Annotated in this window: 19 protein-coding genes; 6 read left to right on the forward strand and 13 right to left on the reverse strand. The window is 64.3% G+C overall.

Going from position 1 to position 18,922, the window contains the following annotated elements:
* Positions 1-9 precede the first annotated feature (9 nt).
* A complete protein-coding gene (locus tag ARGLB_RS23305; protein ID WP_245531547.1) occupies positions 10-165 on the forward strand; it encodes an FG-GAP repeat domain-containing protein in 156 nt (51 codons plus the stop codon).
* Between the two features lie 413 nt (positions 166-578).
* A complete protein-coding gene (locus tag ARGLB_RS14790) occupies positions 579-2,066 on the forward strand; it encodes an NCS1 family nucleobase:cation symporter-1 (RefSeq protein ID WP_217491551.1) in 1,488 nt (495 codons plus the stop codon).
* Between the two features lie 1,001 nt (positions 2,067-3,067).
* On the opposite strand, the gene ARGLB_RS23640 is transcribed toward ARGLB_RS14790, so the two are convergent.
* Positions 3,068-4,396: an FG-GAP repeat domain-containing protein gene (locus ARGLB_RS23640; protein ID WP_003803966.1), complete on the reverse strand. Its 1,329-nt coding sequence runs from the start codon at positions 4,394-4,396 to the stop codon at positions 3,068-3,070.
* Positions 4,397-4,795: 399 nt separating this feature from the next.
* Between ARGLB_RS23640 and ARGLB_RS14810 the strand changes: the two genes are divergently transcribed.
* Positions 4,796-5,620, forward strand: a complete 825-nt coding sequence (locus tag ARGLB_RS14810) for a sulfurtransferase (protein WP_003803968.1) — start codon at positions 4,796-4,798, stop codon at positions 5,618-5,620.
* A 115-nt stretch (positions 5,621-5,735) separates the two neighbouring features.
* Positions 5,736-7,067, forward strand: a complete 1,332-nt coding sequence (locus ARGLB_RS14815; protein WP_003803970.1) for a S1C family serine protease — start codon at positions 5,736-5,738, stop codon at positions 7,065-7,067.
* Positions 7,068-7,073: 6 nt separating this feature from the next.
* Here ARGLB_RS14815 and rox read toward each other — a convergent pair whose 3' ends face one another.
* Positions 7,074-8,522: a rifampin monooxygenase gene (gene rox, locus ARGLB_RS14820; RefSeq protein WP_003803972.1), complete on the reverse strand. Its 1,449-nt coding sequence runs from the start codon at positions 8,520-8,522 to the stop codon at positions 7,074-7,076.
* A 237-nt stretch (positions 8,523-8,759) separates the two neighbouring features.
* On the opposite strand from rox, the gene ARGLB_RS14825 reads away from it, so the two are divergent.
* Both ARGLB_RS14825 and ARGLB_RS14830 read left to right on the forward strand, forming a co-directional pair.
* Positions 8,760-9,257 (forward strand): DUF2975 domain-containing protein, encoded by a 498-nt coding sequence (locus tag ARGLB_RS14825; protein ID WP_003803974.1) that lies wholly within the window; start codon positions 8,760-8,762, stop codon positions 9,255-9,257.
* Positions 9,257-9,493, forward strand: a complete 237-nt coding sequence (locus ARGLB_RS14830) for a helix-turn-helix domain-containing protein (protein WP_003803975.1) — start codon at positions 9,257-9,259, stop codon at positions 9,491-9,493. The genes ARGLB_RS14825 and ARGLB_RS14830 overlap by 1 nt, the downstream gene beginning before the upstream one ends.
* Before the next feature lie 16 nt (positions 9,494-9,509).
* On the opposite strand, the gene ARGLB_RS14835 is transcribed toward ARGLB_RS14830, so the two are convergent.
* The 11 genes from ARGLB_RS14835 to mpaB all read right to left on the reverse strand — a co-directional run bounded on the left by ARGLB_RS14835 (position 9,510) and on the right by mpaB (position 18,834).
* Entirely contained in the window at positions 9,510-9,980 is a 471-nt protein-coding gene (locus tag ARGLB_RS14835) for an endonuclease/exonuclease/phosphatase family protein (protein ID WP_139023354.1), read from the reverse strand.
* 288 nt (positions 9,981-10,268) lie between these two features.
* Complete coding sequence (locus ARGLB_RS14840) at positions 10,269-10,688, reverse strand: hypothetical protein (RefSeq protein ID WP_003803978.1); 420 nt, start codon at positions 10,686-10,688, stop codon at positions 10,269-10,271.
* A 144-nt stretch (positions 10,689-10,832) separates the two neighbouring features.
* The gene (mpaP, locus tag ARGLB_RS14845; protein WP_306302358.1) at positions 10,833-12,506 is read right to left on the reverse strand and encodes a daptide biosynthesis intramembrane metalloprotease; all 1,674 of its coding nucleotides are present in this window, start codon (positions 12,504-12,506) and stop codon (positions 10,833-10,835) included.
* A gap of 1 nt (position 12,507) precedes the next feature.
* The gene (locus tag ARGLB_RS14850) at positions 12,508-13,227 is read right to left on the reverse strand and encodes a hypothetical protein (RefSeq protein ID WP_175305002.1); all 720 of its coding nucleotides are present in this window, start codon (positions 13,225-13,227) and stop codon (positions 12,508-12,510) included.
* 16 nt (positions 13,228-13,243) lie between these two features.
* Entirely contained in the window at positions 13,244-13,984 is a 741-nt protein-coding gene (locus ARGLB_RS14855) for an ABC transporter ATP-binding protein (protein ID WP_003803985.1), read from the reverse strand.
* Between the two features lie 165 nt (positions 13,985-14,149).
* The gene (locus ARGLB_RS23645) at positions 14,150-14,311 is read right to left on the reverse strand and encodes a hypothetical protein (RefSeq protein WP_175305001.1); all 162 of its coding nucleotides are present in this window, start codon (positions 14,309-14,311) and stop codon (positions 14,150-14,152) included.
* A gap of 33 nt (positions 14,312-14,344) precedes the next feature.
* Positions 14,345-14,497: a daptide-type RiPP gene (locus ARGLB_RS23650; protein WP_003803989.1), complete on the reverse strand. Its 153-nt coding sequence runs from the start codon at positions 14,495-14,497 to the stop codon at positions 14,345-14,347.
* Positions 14,498-14,521: 24 nt separating this feature from the next.
* Positions 14,522-15,745: a daptide-type RiPP biosynthesis dehydogenase gene (gene mpaC / locus ARGLB_RS22875; protein WP_083839669.1), complete on the reverse strand. Its 1,224-nt coding sequence runs from the start codon at positions 15,743-15,745 to the stop codon at positions 14,522-14,524.
* On the reverse strand, positions 15,742-17,001 hold the full coding sequence (gene mpaD / locus ARGLB_RS14865; RefSeq protein ID WP_043419310.1) for a daptide-type RiPP biosynthesis aminotransferase: 1,260 nt from the start codon (positions 16,999-17,001) through the stop codon (positions 15,742-15,744). Before mpaD ends, mpaC begins: the two co-directional genes overlap by 4 nt.
* Complete coding sequence (gene mpaM / locus ARGLB_RS14870; protein ID WP_003803998.1) at positions 16,994-17,815, reverse strand: daptide-type RiPP biosynthesis methyltransferase; 822 nt, start codon at positions 17,813-17,815, stop codon at positions 16,994-16,996. The genes mpaD and mpaM overlap by 8 nt, the downstream gene beginning before the upstream one ends.
* Complete coding sequence (gene mpaB / locus ARGLB_RS14875; RefSeq protein ID WP_139023356.1) at positions 17,815-18,834, reverse strand: daptide biosynthesis RiPP recognition protein; 1,020 nt, start codon at positions 18,832-18,834, stop codon at positions 17,815-17,817. Before mpaB ends, mpaM begins: the two co-directional genes overlap by 1 nt.
* Positions 18,835-18,922 lie beyond the last annotated feature (88 nt).

Raw genomic sequence — 18,922 nt, forward strand, 5'->3', positions numbered from 1 at the left:
ACGGCTCTTGTGTCGCCGGGTGATTTCAATGGTGATGGGAAGTCGGATGTGTTGGCTCGGGACAGCGGTGGTTCGCTGTGGCTTTATCCGGGTAATGGCCATGGTGGTTGGCTTGCGCGGGTGAAGGTCGGTTCAGGCTGGAACGGATTCACGGCTCTGGTCTAAGTGGGGCAGCCAGGCTAAGCCGACCTTGCAAGTCTGACGGGGCTCCGCCTTGGAGCGGCGACACTCTTCGATCGACGGCTACCGCAAGGCTGCGGCCGGCTCGTGAAGTCAGGGTGGGTCCTGGCGGACGGCCGAGACCGCCATCGTGGGTCCCGGGCGACAGCAAGGCGGACCCTGCGCGCGCTGGCCCTACCGCAGTGGCCCGGGCGGTTCTCCACCCGGGCCGGCTCCTGCAGCGGATCGAACTAGCCCCACTGGCAGCGCGAACGAACAGTTGGGGCCCTCAGTGTTTGCCGAAAAGCTCGCCGGCCCACGGAAATGAAAAGGGAGTAGATTAGCACTGGCAGATGCCCATTCTGCCGAACATTCAGATTGTCTATTTCAGAATGTGGAAGTTGGGAAGTGAGGATTCGGTGTCTCACACAATTCCCCCCGGTGCCAGTGCCCGGCTGTACAACGAAGACCTCGCGCCGGCCGAGAACCGCACGTGGGGCTTCTATTCGCTCTTTGCGATGTGGATGTCCGACATCCATTCGCTCGGCGGATACACCTTCGCGGCCGGCCTTTTCGCCTTGGGCCTCGGGGCCTGGCAGGTTTTCCTCGCCCTGGTAGTGGGGATCATTCTGGTCTTTTTCCTGATGAATTTCTCCGGCTACGCAGGCCAGAAGACCGGCGTCCCCTACCCGGTCCTCGCGCGGGTCTCGTTCGGAACGTTCGGAGCCAACCTGCCGGCCCTGATCCGCGCGCTCGTGGCCATCGCCTGGTACGGCATCCAGACCTGGCTCGCCTCCCGCGCCGTCATCATCATCGCCCTGAAGATCTGGCCCGAACTGAAGGGGCTGACGGAAAACAACTTCCTCGGTGAATCCACCCTCGGCTGGCTAGCCTTCCTGCTGATGTGGGCGCTTCAGCTTCTGCTGCTCCGCAACGGCATGGAGACGATCAGGAGATTCCAGGACTGGGCCGGCCCGGCCGTCTGGGCAGTGATGGGCCTTCTGGTCATCTACATCCTGATCAACGCGGGCTGGAACGTGTCCCTGGACCTGCCGGGAGGAGTTGCGCAATGGGGCAGCGTGCATGCCTTCTTTGCCGCCGTCGCGCTGACCGTGACCTACTTCTCCACCCTGATGCTTAACTTCTGCGACTTCTCCCGCTTCGCCCCATCCCGCAGGGCGGTGCGCACGGCGAATCTGTGGGGGCTGCCGGTGAACTTCATTGCCTTCTCCGTGGTCTCCGTCGTGGTCACAGCCGGAACATTCAAGGTTTACGGCGAGCACATCTACGACCCCGTGGAGATTGTGGGGCGGATCGACAGCATCTGGGCCCTTCTGCTCGGCGCTGTGACCTTCGCCGTCGCGACGCTGGGAATCAACGTCGTCGCAAACTTCGTCTCACCGGCCTACGACCTGGCGAACGTCTGGCCCTCGAGGATCGACTTCAGGCGCGGCGGCCTGATCGCCGCAATGATCGCCCTGGTGATTACACCCTGGAACCTGTTCAACAGTCCGGTAGTGATCAACCTCTTCCTCGGCGGGCTCGGTGCGCTGCTCGGTCCACTGTTCGGAATCATCATGGTGGACTACTACGTGCTCCGCAGGCAGCATGTGCTGGTGCCGGACCTCTTTATTGAGCAGGGCTATTACACGTACACGGGCGGCTGGAACCGCAAAGCCGACATCTCGTTCGTCGTCTCGGCCGCGCCTGCAGTGGTGGTGGCGCTCGTCCCGCTCTTTGCCGCTCTCTCGGCCTTCTCGTGGTTCATCGGAGCCATCCTCGCGGCCGCGGTGCACTACGTTATCTCGCGCAATGACACGACCCTCGCCGCGTCAGTCAGGGCAGCTACCGAGGCGGAAGCCGAACCGGATGCCTCGCTACAGGTTCGGCCGGGGCGGAAGCCCTGACTCGTCCCGCGCCCAGGAGGGCCGGCAGGCGTCCGCTCTCGGCTCGGTGGTCTGGCCGCCGATCCCGGTGTCAATCAAGACAGCGGAATTCACCCATCGTGCCAGCGTCCGTGCCGGTTCCGGCACCGGTGTTAGGCAGCGCAGGATCGCTCACCGACACTGATCCCTCCAGAGCGTCAACCAAGGTGTCAGCCGCCCCGCAAGCAGAGCCGACAATTTGTTCCGCGGACCCCTGTTGTTCCGCGGACCCCTGGCGAACGGGCGCAGGCGCCGTCTTGGGAGCAGGCACCGGTACGACCCGTTTCGGGGTGCCTGCTGCCGGCCGTGTCTTTGCTGCGGCTCCAGCGGCCTTCGTCTTGGCTGCGGCTTTTTTCTTGGCCGCAGCCTTTTTCTCAGCTGCGGCGGCTGCTGCTTTTTCCACTGCTGCCGCGTTGGCCGCCGAAGCCTTTGCAGCTGCCGCGGCTTTTTCGGCTGACTTTGCTTTGGCCGCTGCGGCCGGCTTGGTTTTTGCAGCTGGGTCAGCTTTGGCTGCTGCGGCCGGCTTGGTCTTTGCTTTCCTGGCGGCCTCGGCCGCGTTCCACTGGGATATCCCGATTTCCGGCCGGCTGGTGGAGCCATCCCCGGCGCCGGAGCCTGTTAGGCGTGCGGGTTGTGAGGACGCGACTGGGGCGGGGGACCCCGCCGCGCATGCCGAGGAGGCAAGCAGTACCGAGAGCGTGACGGCGGACAGCAGATATTTCCTGCGCATGAGAACTAAATCCTCTTCGGGGTGCGGAACGGGCAGGTCGATGCGAACCAAGTCCTGCCCAAACTGGTCACCGGCGTGAGGCGGGGAAAGGACACCGCCCTTTGGCTCCTACCACGCGAAACGGAATTCGGGATGTTCCGACGGAGGAGTGGGCCAACCGGTGACTAAAACGTTACATTGGCGGGCATGGACAGGCCAACTTATGGAGCGCCCCCGGGGCCCTGGAGGAGAGTCTCCAGGGCCCCTGGCAGTTCTACCGCAGGATGTTGTAGGTGCTCCAGCCGGCGCCGACAATGGTCCGCGCTCCCCAGGCGCCCCTGCTGAAGGGGTAGTGCGCGAGGCGGCCGTCCGTGAGCCGGGTCATGAGCCCTGAACTTCCGGTGGTGAATCCGGCCACGTCGGTGATGCTGTTGATGCTGTTCCACCCGCTGCCCACCGCGCTCCTGGATTCCGCGACGAAGCCGCCGTTTCCGTTGGAGCGGAAGAGCACGAGCCGGCCGTCGCTGCGTTTGGCCAGGAGGTCCTGCGACCCGTCCTGGTCGAAGTCAGTCATGGTGAGGTACAGGCCTCCCCAGCCGGTCCCAATCTTGATGCGGGGGGCCAGCGATGTTCCGGCGCTGTTGCCGTAGTACCAGAGTGTCCCGGCGGCGTCGTAGGCAAGGATGCCAGGGTACTGGTCGGTATTGCGCCAGCGGCCGACGGTGACGTGGTAGCTGCCCCAGCCAGTGCCGATAGCCCGGGCCGCTGCGAATCCGCCGGTGGGTCGTCCGGGGTAGACGCTTAGCCGGCCGTCCTTCCACTGGGCGATGACATCGAACGTGCCGTCGCTGTTCCAGTCCGCCACGAACCCCTTGGCCAGCCCGGACCAGCCGACGCCGATCTTCTGCCGGGTCTGCAGCGTGCCTTGGCCGCTGGCCGGGTAGTTCCACAGCGTGCCGTCAGGACCCACCGCCACGACGTCCGCGGCGCTGCGGATGGATGCGGTGGAGACGGCGCGAGGGGCGGCGTTGATGACGACGTCGTCAATGTAACTGTCGCCCATCTGGCGGTTGTGCTCGGCACCGAGCTGGACCCTGTCCAACGTGGTGGCGGCGGTGGCTATCTGGTTGCTGGAGTACACCAGTGTGCCGTCAAAGCGCACCTCCACGGTTGACGCAGCGCCATTCGCCGTCGTCCGCATGGCCACGTGGTGCCACTCGCTGAGCGTGATGCTTGAGCTGATCAGGCGCGTAAAGACAGAGGTCCCGTCAGGTGCGGTGGTGCGGAGCCACAGCTCTCCGTTGTCGTTGTATCGGTAGACATCGGCCACCCGGATGTCGCCGGAGAAGAACCGGAGGTACGGGACATCGTTGCCCAGTACGCCGGCCTGGGTGATGTTGAACCACCCGTCGGCATAGGCCGTCGCCGTACCCGCCGGCAGAGGCGTGGAGAGGTTGGCGAGCGAGCCCTCGTCGGCGGTGACGTGCAAGTGCACCGCACAGGTCCCCGAGTGGGCCTGGTCCGAGGAGATTTCCGCGGTTCCGGTGCCTCCAAGGGAGGATGTGAACCCGTCCAGGTTCCCGGATTCGAAATTATTGGCCATCACCGCTGTTCCCGGATAACTGCTGGCCGGGGCGGGGGTTCCTGGCTGGCATGTCGCCGCCTGGGCCGGGACGGCCCCCACCGCCAACGCACATATCAGTGATGCCGAGGTACCGCCCACAACCCCAAACTGTAAGAACTTTTTCATTTTTCCGCGCTCCGATGTGACTGAACTCGTGGTTCAGGCTGATAGAGCTGTTCGGCGACAGTGGCCACATCTCGACGACCAGTACACGGCAAACTACCCGGCGGGCGGGAGGCCGGACAACAGTGGCAGGTACTCGACTTTGTTGCCCTCTTCCTCCAAGTAGTTGGACGGGGTACTCGGATTCGGGCACCGGGCTGTCCATATGCTGAAACTGCTGTCTCGAAATACAAGATAGAGACCTAGGCTGGGCCCATGGAAGAGAACCGCCTGATTCCGCCGTTCGTCGATCTCGCATGGTGTGCCGGGCAGCGGCGGCGGATTGTGCTGGCGGATACGCGCTGGTATCTCGACGGCGCCTCCGGCCGGGACGCCTATGACCGGGGCCATCTTCCCGGTGCCGTGTTCGTGGACCTCGACCGCTGGCTGTCCGGGCCGGCGTCGCAGGAGGCGGGACGGAACCCGCTGCCCGATCCTGCAGTGTTCGCCGAGGGCATGCGGGAGTGCGGCATCGGGGACTCGGATGTGGTGGTGGCCTACGACGACGCCGGCGGAGTCATCGCTGCCCGCCTGGTGTGGATGCTCAGGGCCACCGGCCGCCACGCAGCCGTTCTGGACGGAGGCATCGGATCGTTTGACGGTCCGCTGGAAACGGAAGCCGTGGCCCCGGCCCCCTCCACCTTCACGAAGCGGCCCTGGCCGGAGCACCTGCTGGCGGACATCACTGACGCCACCAGCCCCGAGTTTCAGGTGGTCGACGCCCGCAACCGCGACCGGTACCGTGGCCAGCACGATCCGGTGGACCCGCGGCCGGGCCACATCCCCGGAGCAAAGAACGTGCCATGCCGCAGGAACCTTGACCCGGCTGGCCAGCTGCTGTCCGAGGCGCAGCTGCTGGGGAACTTCCAGCGCGCGGGCGTCGAATCTGCGCACCGGACGGTAAGCTACTGCGGTTCCGGTGTGACGGCCTGCCACAACCTGCTGGTGCTGGAGCATCTGGGACTGGGCCGCGGCAGGCTTTTCGTGGGCGGCTGGTCACAGTACTCGCACGCCGTCGACCTGCCGGTGGCGACCGCCTGACGTTTGCCTTCACAGGCTCCGCACAGCACCGGGACAGAGGGACCAAAGCCCCGGTGGACAGGATTAGGAGGAAAGCTCCGGGAACCGTCGGAGCGTACCGCCTGAGGAGCCACCCATGTACACGGAGACCAGCCACGCCCCTGTCCCGCACACCGATGTTCCGCAGGGGACTGGCCCCGTGCCGACCGTTCCGCCGGCGGCCGTCCCGCCGGCTTTCGGCGGTGTGCCCCCGGTCCCGCCGGCCCGGCCGCGGGACAGGAAGCGGGACAGGAAGCGGGTAGGCCCGGCCGTCTTCGTCACATGCCTCGTGGCAGCGGGATTACTGGGCGGCGGGGCGGCCACCGGGGCTGCGGCCCTGTGGACTGACGCGCCCGCGCAGAGCACCACCACGGCCCAGGCCGCGATCAGCCCGGTCATCGTCAACAACACGGAGAGCGTCAACGCCGTTACGGCCGCCGCGCAGAAGGCCTCGCCCAGTGTGGTGACCATCAGTGTCAGCTCCGGGAGTTCCGGCGGCACCGGTTCCGGCATCATCCTGGATACCGAGGGCCACATCCTGACCAACACCCACGTGGTCACGCTGGACGGGGCAGCCGAGGATGCCGCCGTCGAGGTCCGCACCATCGACGGGCAGGTCTACAAGGCCACCATTGTGGGCACCGACCCGCTCTCAGACCTGGCCGTCATCAAGATCGACGCCGAGGGACTGACTCCGGCTACCCTCGGTGACTCCGGCGCGGTCAACGTGGGGGACAAAGCCATCGCGATCGGCGCGCCTTTGGGACTGAGCGGCACCGTCACCGACGGCATCGTCTCCGCCGTGAACCGCACCATCGAGACCGAGTCCTCAGCCACGTCCGACGGATCCTCGGAGGAGGGCTCTTCGCAGAATCCGTTCCGATCCCAGTCCGGTGTTGCGGCCTCCGCCCAGGACTCCATCAGCATCAACGTCATCCAGACGGACGCGGCCATCAACCCCGGCAACTCCGGCGGCGCGCTGGTCAACGCCCAGGGTGAGATCATCGGCGTCAACGTGGCCATCGCGTCCGCGGGATCGTCGTCGTCCTCGTCGACACAGAGCGGCAACATCGGCGTCGGCTTCTCCATCCCGATCAACCAGGCGAAGCGGGTGGCGGAGGAGATCATCTCCACGGGCACGGCGACCCATGGCCAGCTGGGACTGTCCGTTCAGGACAAAACGTCAGGGTCGTCGTCGGACTTCACGGCCGGCGCGGAAGTGGCCTCGGTGACCTCCGGATCCGCCGCGGACAAGGCCGGGCTGAAGGCCGGCGACGTGGTCACCGGCCTGGCCGGCCGGACCGTGACCGACGCCTCCGAACTGACGGCCGCCGCGCGCGAGCAGGCCGCCGGAGCCACCGTGAAGATCACCTTCCAGCGCGACGGCGAGGAACAGACCGCAGACATCACCCTGGGCGCTGCCTCCTAAGCGGAACTACTGGACCGGGCGCTGCTCCTTGGCGGCGGCGGCCCCGAACCATCGCGGCAGGTGGCGGCGGAGGTCGTCCTGGTCTTCGCCGATCCAGGCGACGTGGCCGTCCGGCCGGAGCAGGACCGCGGGCACGTCGAGTTCCCCACTGGAGTCTGCGACGTGGTCGATCCGGTCCGTCCATCCCGCCACGGAGAGTCCGCCGGTCTGGTCCAGCAGGAGCCCGCGGCCTTCGCGGGTGAGCTCGTAGAGACGGCCCCGTGACAGAGGGAGGTCGCGCAGCCGCCGGCCGAGCAGTTCGGGCCCCTCGCCGAAGTCATACCGGACCCCGATCGAGCTGATCCGCTCGGCCAGGAACCGGCTGACGTCGTCGAAGTCCATCAGCTCGGCCAGCAGGCGGCGCACGGCCTGCGGGCCGGGCTCGGGTGAGATCAGTTCGCTCTGGGCGCGGGTAATGGTCAGGACACCTTCGGCGACCGGGTGGCGCTCGGCAAAGTACGTGTCCAGCAGGCCTTGCGGCGCCCAGCCGTTGACCTCGGCGGCGAGCTTCCAGCCGAGGTTGAAGGAGTCCTGGATGCCGAGGTTCAGGCCCTGCCCGCCCAGCGGCGGATGGACGTGCGCCGCGTCACCGGCGAGGAACACCCGGCCCGCGCGGTACTGCTCGGCCAGCCGGGTGGCGTCCGTGAAGCGGGTTATCCAGCGCGGTGAATGGACGCCGAAGTCGGTACCGGCGAAGGCACGCAGCTGGGTCTTTAGCTCTTCCAAAGTCGGCGGGACCGCGCGGTCCTCGGCGACAGTCGCCGCGGGCACCACGGCCCGGTACAGCCCGTTCCCGGCCGGGCCGACGCCGAACCCCCTGTGGGTCTTGCGGACCTCCTCCACCACCTCGGCCAGCTCGTCCGGCGGCGTGGTCACCTCCATCTCGCTGTGGATCCATTCGTTCGTGGCGGGGTCGCCGGGGAAGCCGATGCCGAGCCGCCGGCGCACCAGGCTGCGTCCGCCGTCGCAGCCGACCAGCCACCGCGCGCTGAGCCGGGTGCCGTCGTCGAGCTCGACGCTGACTCCGTCGTCGTCCTGCTCGAAGCCCGTCACCGCGCAGCCGCGGCGGACCTGCGCACCGAGCTCGACGGCGTGCTCCGCCAGCAGGCGGTCGGTGACCGGCTGCGGGATGCCGAGAATGTAGGCGTGTGCGGTGTCCAGGTCCACCGGCTGCGGTTTCTCGATCCCGGCGAAGCGGCCGACGCCGGGATACTGCTGCCCGAGTGCGAGGAACCGGTCCAGCAGCCCGCGCTGGTCCATGATCTCGATGCTGCGCGGGTGCAGGCCGAGCGAGCGGACCGCGTTGCTCGGCTCTGCATCCTTCTCCAGGACGAGCACGTCCACCCCGTGCAGCCGCAACTCGCTGGCCAGCATCATCCCCGTGGGCCCGCCACCGCTAATGATCACGTCGAACATGTGAAACCCCAATCCAAAACTAGGCGCGGCCAACCATTCTGGACGAGGGGAGGGGCCTTGCGGCAAGCCCCCCGGCGGGCGATATCCTGAAAGTGGCAGGGAGATCAGTTCTCCTTGCCTTTTGTATGTCCGGGGTTCAAACCGCATGTGACCTCGCGTCCTCCTGTCCACCCGGGCCGACGGCGGGAGCTACCATCTCATATTGACTTTCGATAGAAAAGCCAAGAGTATGTAGCCATGTCTATCGTTAGTCGATTGGTCCTCCCGCTCAGGGTCCTGCTGGTCATGGTGTTCCTCGGGCTGCTGGTGGCCCAGGTCATGTCGTTTCCGGGCGAGTTTCTCTTCACCACCGAGGAGGGGCCGGGGATGGATCCCTGGCGGTGGCCGATGCTGCTGTTCTGGGAACTGGAAGCCCTGTGCCTCCAGGTTGTGATCGTGTGCATCTGGCGGCTCCTGACCCTGGTCCAGAGTGACCGGATCTTCACCGCGGCCTCGCTGCGGTGGGTGGACGTGATCATGTGGGCGTTCGTCGGGGCGTGGCTGCTGCTGGCGGCCATGGCCGCTTCCCTCGTCGCGTACATCTATTTCACCCCCGAACTGCGTGATCCCGGAATGCCTGCGGTGCTGATCGGCGTCACGCTGATCGGTGCGGTGCTGGTTCTGCTGATCGTGGTGATGCGGGATCTGCTGCGGCAGGCGACGTCACTGCGGACGGACATGGAAGGGGTGATCTGATGGCAATTGTGGTGCGCATCGACGTCGAGCTGGCCAAGCGCAAGATGAGCGTGGGGGAGTTCGCCGAGCGCGTCGGGATCACCCCGGCCAACGTGGCGGTGCTGAAGAACGGCCGGGCCAAGGCGGTCCGCTTCAGCACCCTGGACGCGATGTGCCGGGTCCTGGGCTGCCAGGCGGGTGACCTGCTCGAGTGGGTCGACGACGATCCCGCGGCGGAGCCGGCGGAAAAGCCGTGAGGTGGCAGGTCTTGGGCTAACCGATCTCAAGGATCAAAGGCATGTGGTCGCTGTGCGGCAGCCAGACATCCGGCTCACCGACCGCCACCTTGGCGTCGACCCTAGAAGAAAGAAACGCATAGTCGATGTGGTGCCCGGATTGCGGGTTCCGTTGGTGGAAGTACGTTTTGACTTGTTCGTTGCCATGAGCGATCCGCTCCTGGCGGTGAAAGACGCTGTCCAGGCCCAGCCCGCGCAGCTTGTCGACAAGCATTGAATGGTTCCTGCCCGGATGATGGTGGTCCCAGACGGTGTTGCTGTTGAAGTCACCGATGATCAGACCGCGGTCAGAGCCGAGGAACCCTGCGTGTCTGCCGACGATTTCGTGGCTTATCCGGACGTACCGAAGGTCCGTCGTCAGCTGGTGCGCCCAGAGGGCAACGACGTCCAATCCATCGATGCTGAAAGGGATATGCCAGGGCAGTGCGGGGTCGCTTGGCTCGGTCACTCTATAGCTGGCAGGGCGGAATCCGATTACCCCAAGGCCCTTGCGGGGGTTGGAGCCCACCCATGCCGCGAAGGGATATTCCCCGCCTTCAATGTCCTTTTTGAGACTTCCTGGATAACGGCGACGTCCGGTAGCAGGGCATCAAGCAGGTGGCGCTTCTTATAGAAGGCCATCGAACAGTTCAGGTGACGATCCGCATTCAGCATCCCTTGCTTGTCGTAGAGCTTTCGGCATCCTATCGCCAGTACGCCTGGGGTACGACATGAGGGCAAGCGGTGCGACTTTCGGCTAAACGCCGCGGGGCACTGTGTCCGGGTGCACCTTGTCGCCGAAGCCATGAACCATCCACCGGCCATGGTCCGGCCGCCACACGAGCGTGATCAGCAGCGGATCGTCCAGCAGTGTGGCCGGAGTGATGAACGTGTGCTCCTTGGCTTCCCGGATGACACGCATGTAGCAGACATCGAGGTCCCCCTCGGCGTAGACGGCTTCCTGGAGCATGCCGGGGTCCTCGATGGAGTCCAGCAGCGCGGCGGCGATTTCGAAGGATCCCCACGTGGGGCGGGACTCCGGGGTGACGATCAGATGCAGGTCGTCGAGGTTCTTTGCCCTGTCATGGAGCGCCCTGAAGAACCAGTACCCGATTCGGCGCGGATCGTTCGCGATTTCCTGCGATTCCTCCGCGTAAAGGTCGAAGTCTTCAGTCATGGCACAAAGCTACTCGCGGGGCCGGTTGCTGGCGAGACCTTGCCGGGGTGGATTTCGCGGGCTTAACCGGGATGGCTGGCCGGCTCCACTCCATGTGAAGTGGCCGGGCTGATTGGAGCAGGACGGCGGGCTTGCAGGCGAAACTCAGGGTTGGTCCGCCGTCGCCCCTTCAAGCACACCGGCGGCGGCTATGACTGGCTGGATGTATTTGTCATGGAACCATTGGTAGGCGTTCTTGTGTCCAAGGTGGACGCGTGCTGTTCCGGATGAGGGGAGCAAACTGGCGTCTTGGCGTTCCAGAGGGATCACCACTGCGTTCAGCCGGGCGCCGTCGATGGTGACAGGTGCAATTGCATCTAGAGGTACCCATCTTGTGTCTGCTTGCCCGCTTTCCACCCTGAGGGTGCCGAGAGGCCGGATGCCGATCAGGCCGGACCCATAGATCTCAACAGCCTGTCCGACGCGGAGTGCTGGCACCGTGTCTCCTTGTTCGAAGACAATTCCGGGTCCTGTGGAATCGTTGACGAAGCCGGCCTCAACGGTGGCCGGGATCTGCACGTACGCGGCAGAGACCGCGGTCGCCGCTGTCAGCAGGGCAGTCACAGCCAGGATTCGCAGTTTGGATCGCCGCCGGTCCCAGCCTTCTTTGACGATGTTGAGGTAGCCGGCAACTACCCGTCCCAGGACGAGTGTCACGACAAGAAGGGCAATCACCGCTCCCCAGCCACCGAACTTCGCAATCACATCGAGCCAGAGCGACAAGGCCGTGATGATCAGATAGGCCGGGAACAGCATGCACAGCACCCCGAAAACCTTGAATCGCCGCAGCGGCGGCAGTTCAAAGGGGGTGGCGTGGCCGAACATCCCACGGGAGATCATTCGGCGGGCATCCCGCAGTGATTTGTCACGCAGGTGACTGATGTTCACGTATGACATCAGGGCCAGGTAACCGTCCAGCTTGACGAAGGGAATGAGGTTGATGATCCCGGACGTGTATCCGAGGACCGCGTATACGAGGAGTCCGGATTTAATATCAGGTGTGCCCGCGGCAAGGGAAAGAAGACTGGAAGTTCCGGCAAGGACACCCTGGGTGACAATGCCTGCCAATGCGACTGACACCCGTTTCCACTTCGAATCCAGCCGCCAGCCGTCCGAGACATCACAGAAGAACGCAGGGGTGAGGTAGAAGAGCATGAACCCGATTTGGCGGGGTTTGCCGCCAAACGCTGTGAGGGTTGCTCCGTGTCCCATCTCGTGCAGCATCGTGGAGAGCATCATCGCCACTACGACCGCAAGGTAGGTGGATAGGGGCAGCGGTGCGGTCAGCGCGTGCCAGACGTCCCGTGAGGAGGCGGCCAGGACTACTCCGCCCGCGCAGATAATCAGAATGTAAATCGCTACCATCCGGGTCGCGATCAGCCGGTCGAGTGCTGGCTTGATGCGATTGAGGAAAGGCGCGGGGCTGAAGATCCCTATCTGCAGCGTCAAGGGTGGGACAAAGCGGATCCGCCGTGGTTTCCCTGCTTGTTGCCTGCCTTCATCTAGCCACCTTTTGGCGGAGAACGTTTCCAGGGCCTGGGCCACGGCCGGGGGCGTCCATTGCCGCCCTGTCTGCCTCAGCAGGTGCCCTGCCAGCTCCTGGCAGGTCCGGACTCCGTCTATGGACCTCAGAAGCGCGGCAATGTCCGCGGACACTCTGAAAATCCGTCCCTCCGCGTCGGATACAGTCCAATCCTCTCCTGACGGCTCTACTTCCAGGTCACCTCGCAACCGCGGAACCTGGGAAGCGGACGGAGCCGGCGGTTGGGTCGTTGCCAACCTACGTCAGGTCCTTCTTCAGGGTGACCAGATACCCGCCGATGCCTAGAACGAGAAGCCATCCGAGCACTGCGATGCTGGCCTGCGGGACCTCGAGCAGTCCTGAGCGGGGATCCAGGTACAGGGATCCCATGGCGTTGGTCATCAGGAGCCGACCGGCTGCCGGTGCGATCGCCTGAACGCCCGGCTCTACAACCAGGCAGAGACCGAAGACTGTGACGAGGCTGGCGATGGTGTTCCGGACTAATAGGCCAAGACAGACGCCCCAGATGCCTGCGGCGAAGTTGACTACTGCGCAGCCGAGAAGGACCATCCACCCTGTGTGGTCCACCGACGGGCTCAAACTTTCGGTGAGGAGGAGCAGCCAGGCTGACGGCAGGGAAAGAGCGGCTCCGATTCCGGCGCCGATGGCGCCGATGACCGCACCCGAGGCGAGCTTGCTGATGACGTAGGCCCGCCGGCCGCCGCCCATGACGATTGAGCGAGCCGCCGTGCCCTGGGCGAAGTCGCGCGCCACGAAGTATGCGCCGAACATGGCTATTACCAGGGACAGTGCAAACCATCCACGGATTACTTCGGTCGTGGCCCAGACCGCATCGAGGGCAGTTCCGGCTGCCGCCTCATGGGCAGAGGTGAGAATGCCCCAGCTGGCGACGACGACGAAAACTGTGCCCGCGATCATGAAGGCCAGGAAGGTGTGGCCGGTGCGCAGTTTGGTCATTTCGGATGCGATTCCGTTAAGCATTTTTTGCCGCTTCCGGGAGTGAAGAGTCAGTGGGGGGAACCAGCTCGAAGAAACATTCCTCGAGACGTCGCCGGCCGCCGGCGGTCAGGTCGTGCAGGGACCCGGAATAGCGCAGCGTTTGTTGAAGGATGACGACGTCGTCCACGGTCTGTTCCACTTCTGCGAGCATGTGGCTCGACAGGAGAACAGTGCTTCCCTCGTTAGCCCGCATGCGCAGGAAAGTCCGCAGCCAGTGAATACCCTCCGGGTCCAGTCCATTGGTTGGTTCGTCGAGAATCAGCACGTCGGGGTTGGCAAGCATGGCGACTGCGAGAGAATGCCGCTGACGCATACCGGTGGAAAGTTTCTTGACGGGAAGATTCCGGGCATGGTCGAGGCCGGTCAGGTCGAGGACTTCGTCACGGCGGGATGCCGGCAGACCCAGGAGCTGGGTGCAGACCCTGAGGTCCCTGGCGACTGTGGCATCAGGTGTATGGCCTACCCCCTCGATGCTGACGCCGACCCGCCTGGCCTGGATTCCCAGTTCGGCGAAGGAGCCTCCCAGGATCCTTGCGTGGCCCGAGGTTGGCCGGATGAGCCCCAGCGCTCCCCGAAGGGATGTTGATTTCCCGGCTCCGTTCTTGCCCAGCAGGCCCACAATGCGGCCCTGTTGGACGCTGAAGCTGAGGTTCTTGACCACTTCCCGCCCGTTGAACGTCTTGGAGAAGTTATCAAATTCTAGAATTTTAACCACGGATGTGAGGCTTTCCTTGCGTAATCATTGGTTTTGCTGACCGCTGCGACGGCGCAACGCTTCCAAACCGGGGTTGGCATGGCCGCTTAGGTTCGCAGCATGGTGGTGCAGACGACGTGGAGCAGACTATGTCATCCGCTCCACGTCGCCTGTTGCCGCGTCAGATCAGGTCAAGATCAGCACGCCGCCGCCAACCAATGCGGCGCCGACGAGGACTCCTGCGCCGAAGCCGGCCGCCGTGTCCCAGAACCCGGGAGCTTCGAGCTGTTCCAGCTCGTCGATCGCGAGGTCCAGGGGAGCGGCCGAAGCATCCATCAGTTCAAGCATGTTCGACATCCGTTTCTGTTGTTCTTGCAGTGTTTAGGTCAGTGCAACGATGGCTGCTGCGGTGCCGAGTGCTGCGATGCCAGCACCGACGCCTACGACGAATCCGCCCCAGAAATCGGGTGCTTCCATCGCTTCCAGCTCTGCGACATCCAGATCCAGCGGCAAGTTAGTCATCTCCGTGTTCATGTTTCCCCCCTTTCGAATGGTCCTCTAGGCCGCACCGGTTGCACGTCCCCCCATCGTGTGCGCGCCGGCGGCTTCCCTGAGGAAGGCCGCGACATCGGTGGAGGTCAGGCCCTGCAGCATTGGAAGGCCACCTCCCCAGGCGCGCGAAGTCTGTTGTGCGATGCGATGAATGTCAGGTTCCTGCAACGACAGGGGCCGGGTCAGCCCCCAGTGCGACAGGACATGTTCGAGGGCTGCGACCGGGGACGCAACAGGTGTCCGGGCAGCGCCTGCGAGTGCCTGGCCGACGTCCCTGAGGCGGGCCGGGGATCCGAACCGCGCATCTCCGGATTCGATCCGGCGCCAGTAGGCCGGGAGTATCGCCGCCACCGCTTCCATCTTTGATACTCCAGTGGCCATGGACAGCTCGGTTGCGATGATCCAGGGGAGTGTGCCGTACGAATTGCGGCCCAGGCTGCTCCACCCGGACTGGGAGAACGAACTGAGTTCGGCAATGTCCCGGCGCAGCTGGCCGGACCGTTCGGGGTCGGTTGCCAGTCCCAAACTACGGGCCTCGTTACCGGCGTCGACTAGGGCGCGGATCGAGGCCAGAGCGAAGGTGTCGGCGGAACGCCGCGGCGTAGCGGTCATGACGAACGGGGTCGACAGCCGGAAAATCGCCTCCAGTGCCCCGGTCAGGAGCAGTCGGCTGGGCAGCGTCGCGGTAAGGGCAGAGTCCAGGAGCACGGCGTCTGCGCGGAGCCCTGAACCTGAAATGAGCCGCTTGCGTATGCCTTGGGTGAGGCAGGCGTTCATTGAGGACTCTGATCCGGTGCCCACAGTCGTGGGTACAAGTCCGAGGACGTGACCGGCCGGCAGTCCGTCCGGGAGTATGACATGACCGGCTCGGGACCTGGACGTTATGGCCATCCGGTGCCCCGGGTGCCAGAACGCTGGCAGGAGCTTGGCAGTGTCCATCGCGGAGCCGCCCCCTACGCCCAGGACTACCTGCGCCCACGGGGCCCTTTCCGCTGTATGCAGCAGAGCGGCTTCGTCGGCTGCAGGTTCAACACACAACAGGTCCGCTACGCCCTGCAGCTGCTGCAGCAACTGCTTGCCACCTGGGGTCGGGGGGATTGCTGGATCGATGACCGTCAGGACGGGCAGATCCGGACATGTCCGGACCGCACCGGTTAACCAGTTGATGAAATCCGGCGTGGACGTGAAAACCGAAGGCCCACGGAAGACCGTGCGCACTGTGTTATTCATTCGCTCTCCCCTGATGAACCGAAGTCCGCAAGGCCCGCGGTGATCGACGCGAAGAGTTCCCTGACCTCCTGCTGGGAGTAGGTGAGGGACGGAATCAGCTGGATGCCCCGGGGCCCTGGGTACACGCGGGCACCGGCCCGTTGTATGTTCCCGAGAAGTGATGCAATTTGGGCCCCGGCCACTGGGGAACCGTCTAGTCCGGTCACCTCCAGCGCCCTGAAACATCCTCGGCCGCGGTGTGCCGTGACGGCCGGGTTGCTGGCCATCAGCTCCTGGATAGCGGTGTCGAGCTGCCGTGACACTCCCGCGCCATTGGTAAGGGCGCCGAGGCGTTCGAACTCCGACAAGGTGGCAAGGATCGCGGCGGCTGTGGCCGGCGTTCCGGCCTGGGTCTCACCGTGGGTGAAGACACTTCCCGATGTCACGAAAAGCCCGGCGATGTCCTGTGACGTCAGGACGGCCGCCGCTGCGCAAGCGCCGTTGGTGAGGCCTTTTGAGGTGATCAGGACGTCCGGTCCCTGAGGCCACGCCTCGGAGGCGAACATCGGCCCGGTCCTGCCAAAACCAGTGGCTACCTCGTCTGCCACGATGAGGAAGCCGTACTTTTCCCTTAAGGCAAACAGTGCTTGGAGGAAATCGTCCGGCACCGGATAGGCGCCGGTGCCCAGGACAGGTTCAACCACAACCGCGGCGGTACGGTTGCCCTGCAGCGACATCAGGGACGAGAGTTCCTCGGGGGAATCATGACTGATGTGGCGAATGAGTTTTTGATCGACGCCGTAGAGTCGCTGCCCCAGGTCTTCGCCGGTGAGCGAGAAACTGCCGTAGGTCAGGCCGTGATAGCTGCCCCGCAACGCCACAACCAGTTGCTTCTGGGGAAACCCCCTCAGGTCTTGGGTCTGCCTGGCCAGTTTCATGACCAGGTCATTGGCCGCGCTTCCTGAAGTGGAGTAGATCACGCGAGAGAAGCGGTCCTGCCCTGCGGCGTTCAACAGTGCGACCGCTGCCTCCTCCGCGGCCGCGTTCCATTGCCGGAACAGGGTGGAGTACGAGCAGTCAAGCAGCGCCGTATGGACGGCGTCGGCAATGTTTTCATTGCCGTAGCCCAGGTTTACGTTCCACAGGCCGCTGGTTGCGCAGAGGACTTCATCGCCGTTCCCGAACCTGATCTTGTGGCCCGACGCCGACACCACCCCGGCTGAAGCCACATTCGTTTCCATTAGAGGCTGTAGTGACGGCCAGACAGCGCTAGGCATGGAGCCCCACTTCCAGAATGACGATCTCGTGCGCCGATCCGGGCGTTCTAACGGGATGGGTGTTAAGGACTGCCAATCCGTTTTCTTGCAGCTCCGTGACCAGCTGATCAGGAGGCAGGACCCGGACCGCGGTGGTAAAAACGTCCACCGGCCCGCTGGTGTAGGTGTCCTCCGGGATGAGGGTGATTTCGCGGACACTCCTGTCGGCCACGATGTACTCATGCAGGCAATAACGCGTTCCTGCCGAATCCTTGACCAGCTGCACGTTCTCGATGGGGGTCCCGGGGGTGTTGAGGCTAGCATCACCCTCTGTAACGGTGGTGGAGAGGAAGAAGCGTCCTTCCGGTGCCAGGACCGACGTCATGTTCTGGAACAGCCGCCTGCGGGCGCCTGCGTCCAGGAGCGACACCGTCACACAACCGAAGATGACCGTGCTGAACTTCTGCTCCGGGTTGAAATCGCAGATGTCAGCTTCAACCAGCGTCAGGTTCCTCCACAAGTGCGCATAGCCCGAGTCCATCCGGTCGGACAATATGGCCAACATTGATGGCGAAAGATCAACTGCCGTCACTTCCCTGCCGAGTGCAAGGAGCGGCAGCGTGAAGCGCCCGGCTCCGCACGCCAACTCCAGGATCGGCCCCGTGGTCCGGCGGGCAATCGCGATCATTTCCCGCAGTTCGTGGCTGTCCTGAAGCGCGACGGCGTCATACAGCCTTGCGCCGAGAGGATCGTAGATGTCGTGGACAACAACGTCGGCGAGATCGCCGAGGATGGCAGCTGCCCGGCCGTTGATGTCTTCCAGCAGCGGTACCATTAGTGGGCCGCCCCCTGGACGGAACCGAACCGGATGCCTTTGGCGCTGAACGAATTCTGGATCTGACGGATGGAAGCCTCAGCCAACGTTTCCGGGCAGCCCAGAATCCGGGCCGCTTCAGGTGCGTCCGATCCGACGACCAGCATGACGTCAACAAACTTGGCGGCGTCCGAGCCTAGCCTGTAAGTCCTTGACGTGGCACCGTCATGCAGGTGGGCAACGCTGCTGTTGAAGAGGAGCACCGACGACGATCCCGGTACACGGTCTTCGATCCCGTCCAAGGCCGGTACCAGATGTCCGCCGAAACCTGACACCCGCATACCCTGGAGCCCCCGGACAGCCGCATGTCGGAGGGCGTCCGCCGCCAGCATGTAGTGGCTGATCCATGGACGGCCGGCGACTTCCGGCCGTAGCCCGACCTCATCCAACCCGGAGACCCACCTCCGGGACCAGCTCAGATGAGTGTCGTCCAGCACACCAAGGGGAATGCCCGATGGAGAGGTGAACACTTCCCCGGAGCCGGCGACATATACGTGAGTCACCTCGGCCGTGCCGGGAAGGAAACCTAGGGACGGTATGTCACCGAGAAGGGACTGTGGGTGAAGCAGAGCGGCAGGAAACTTCCCAGCCGACCGGGCCGCATCCGCATCACGGTAAAACGCTGCGAGGTCGACGTCGCTGCACGCTCGCAGGATGGTCGGGCCGCCGACAGGAACAAACTCAGAAAGGGCGTACGACTGCTGCTGGGCGTAGAAGTCCTCACCGACCTGAATATCCGCGTCCGGGTCTCGGAAATCACCGACATAGGAGAATACCGTGCCGCCACAGCTTACGGGCAGAGTCTGATCGACGGACGGCACGAAGCACGCCGCCGCTTCCGTCAAAAATTCGTGGCCCGCCAGGTCGGAAACCAATGACGCATCTTCCAGCACCAAGACCTTCGAGCCCGCATTTGGTGCATCCGCGCCGCGAGCCCATGACATTAAATTGGCGGCTATCGACCGCGTGTCCCCATTCACAGGCATGAAGCTAACATGGCAACGGGGCGTAAATCCAATCGTTAGGCTAACGTTTTGCTTAATCGTGATCGACTAGTAGCTGAACACG

Source organism: Arthrobacter globiformis NBRC 12137 (assembly GCF_000238915.1).
Lineage (GTDB): Bacteria > Actinomycetota > Actinomycetes > Actinomycetales > Micrococcaceae > Arthrobacter > Arthrobacter globiformis.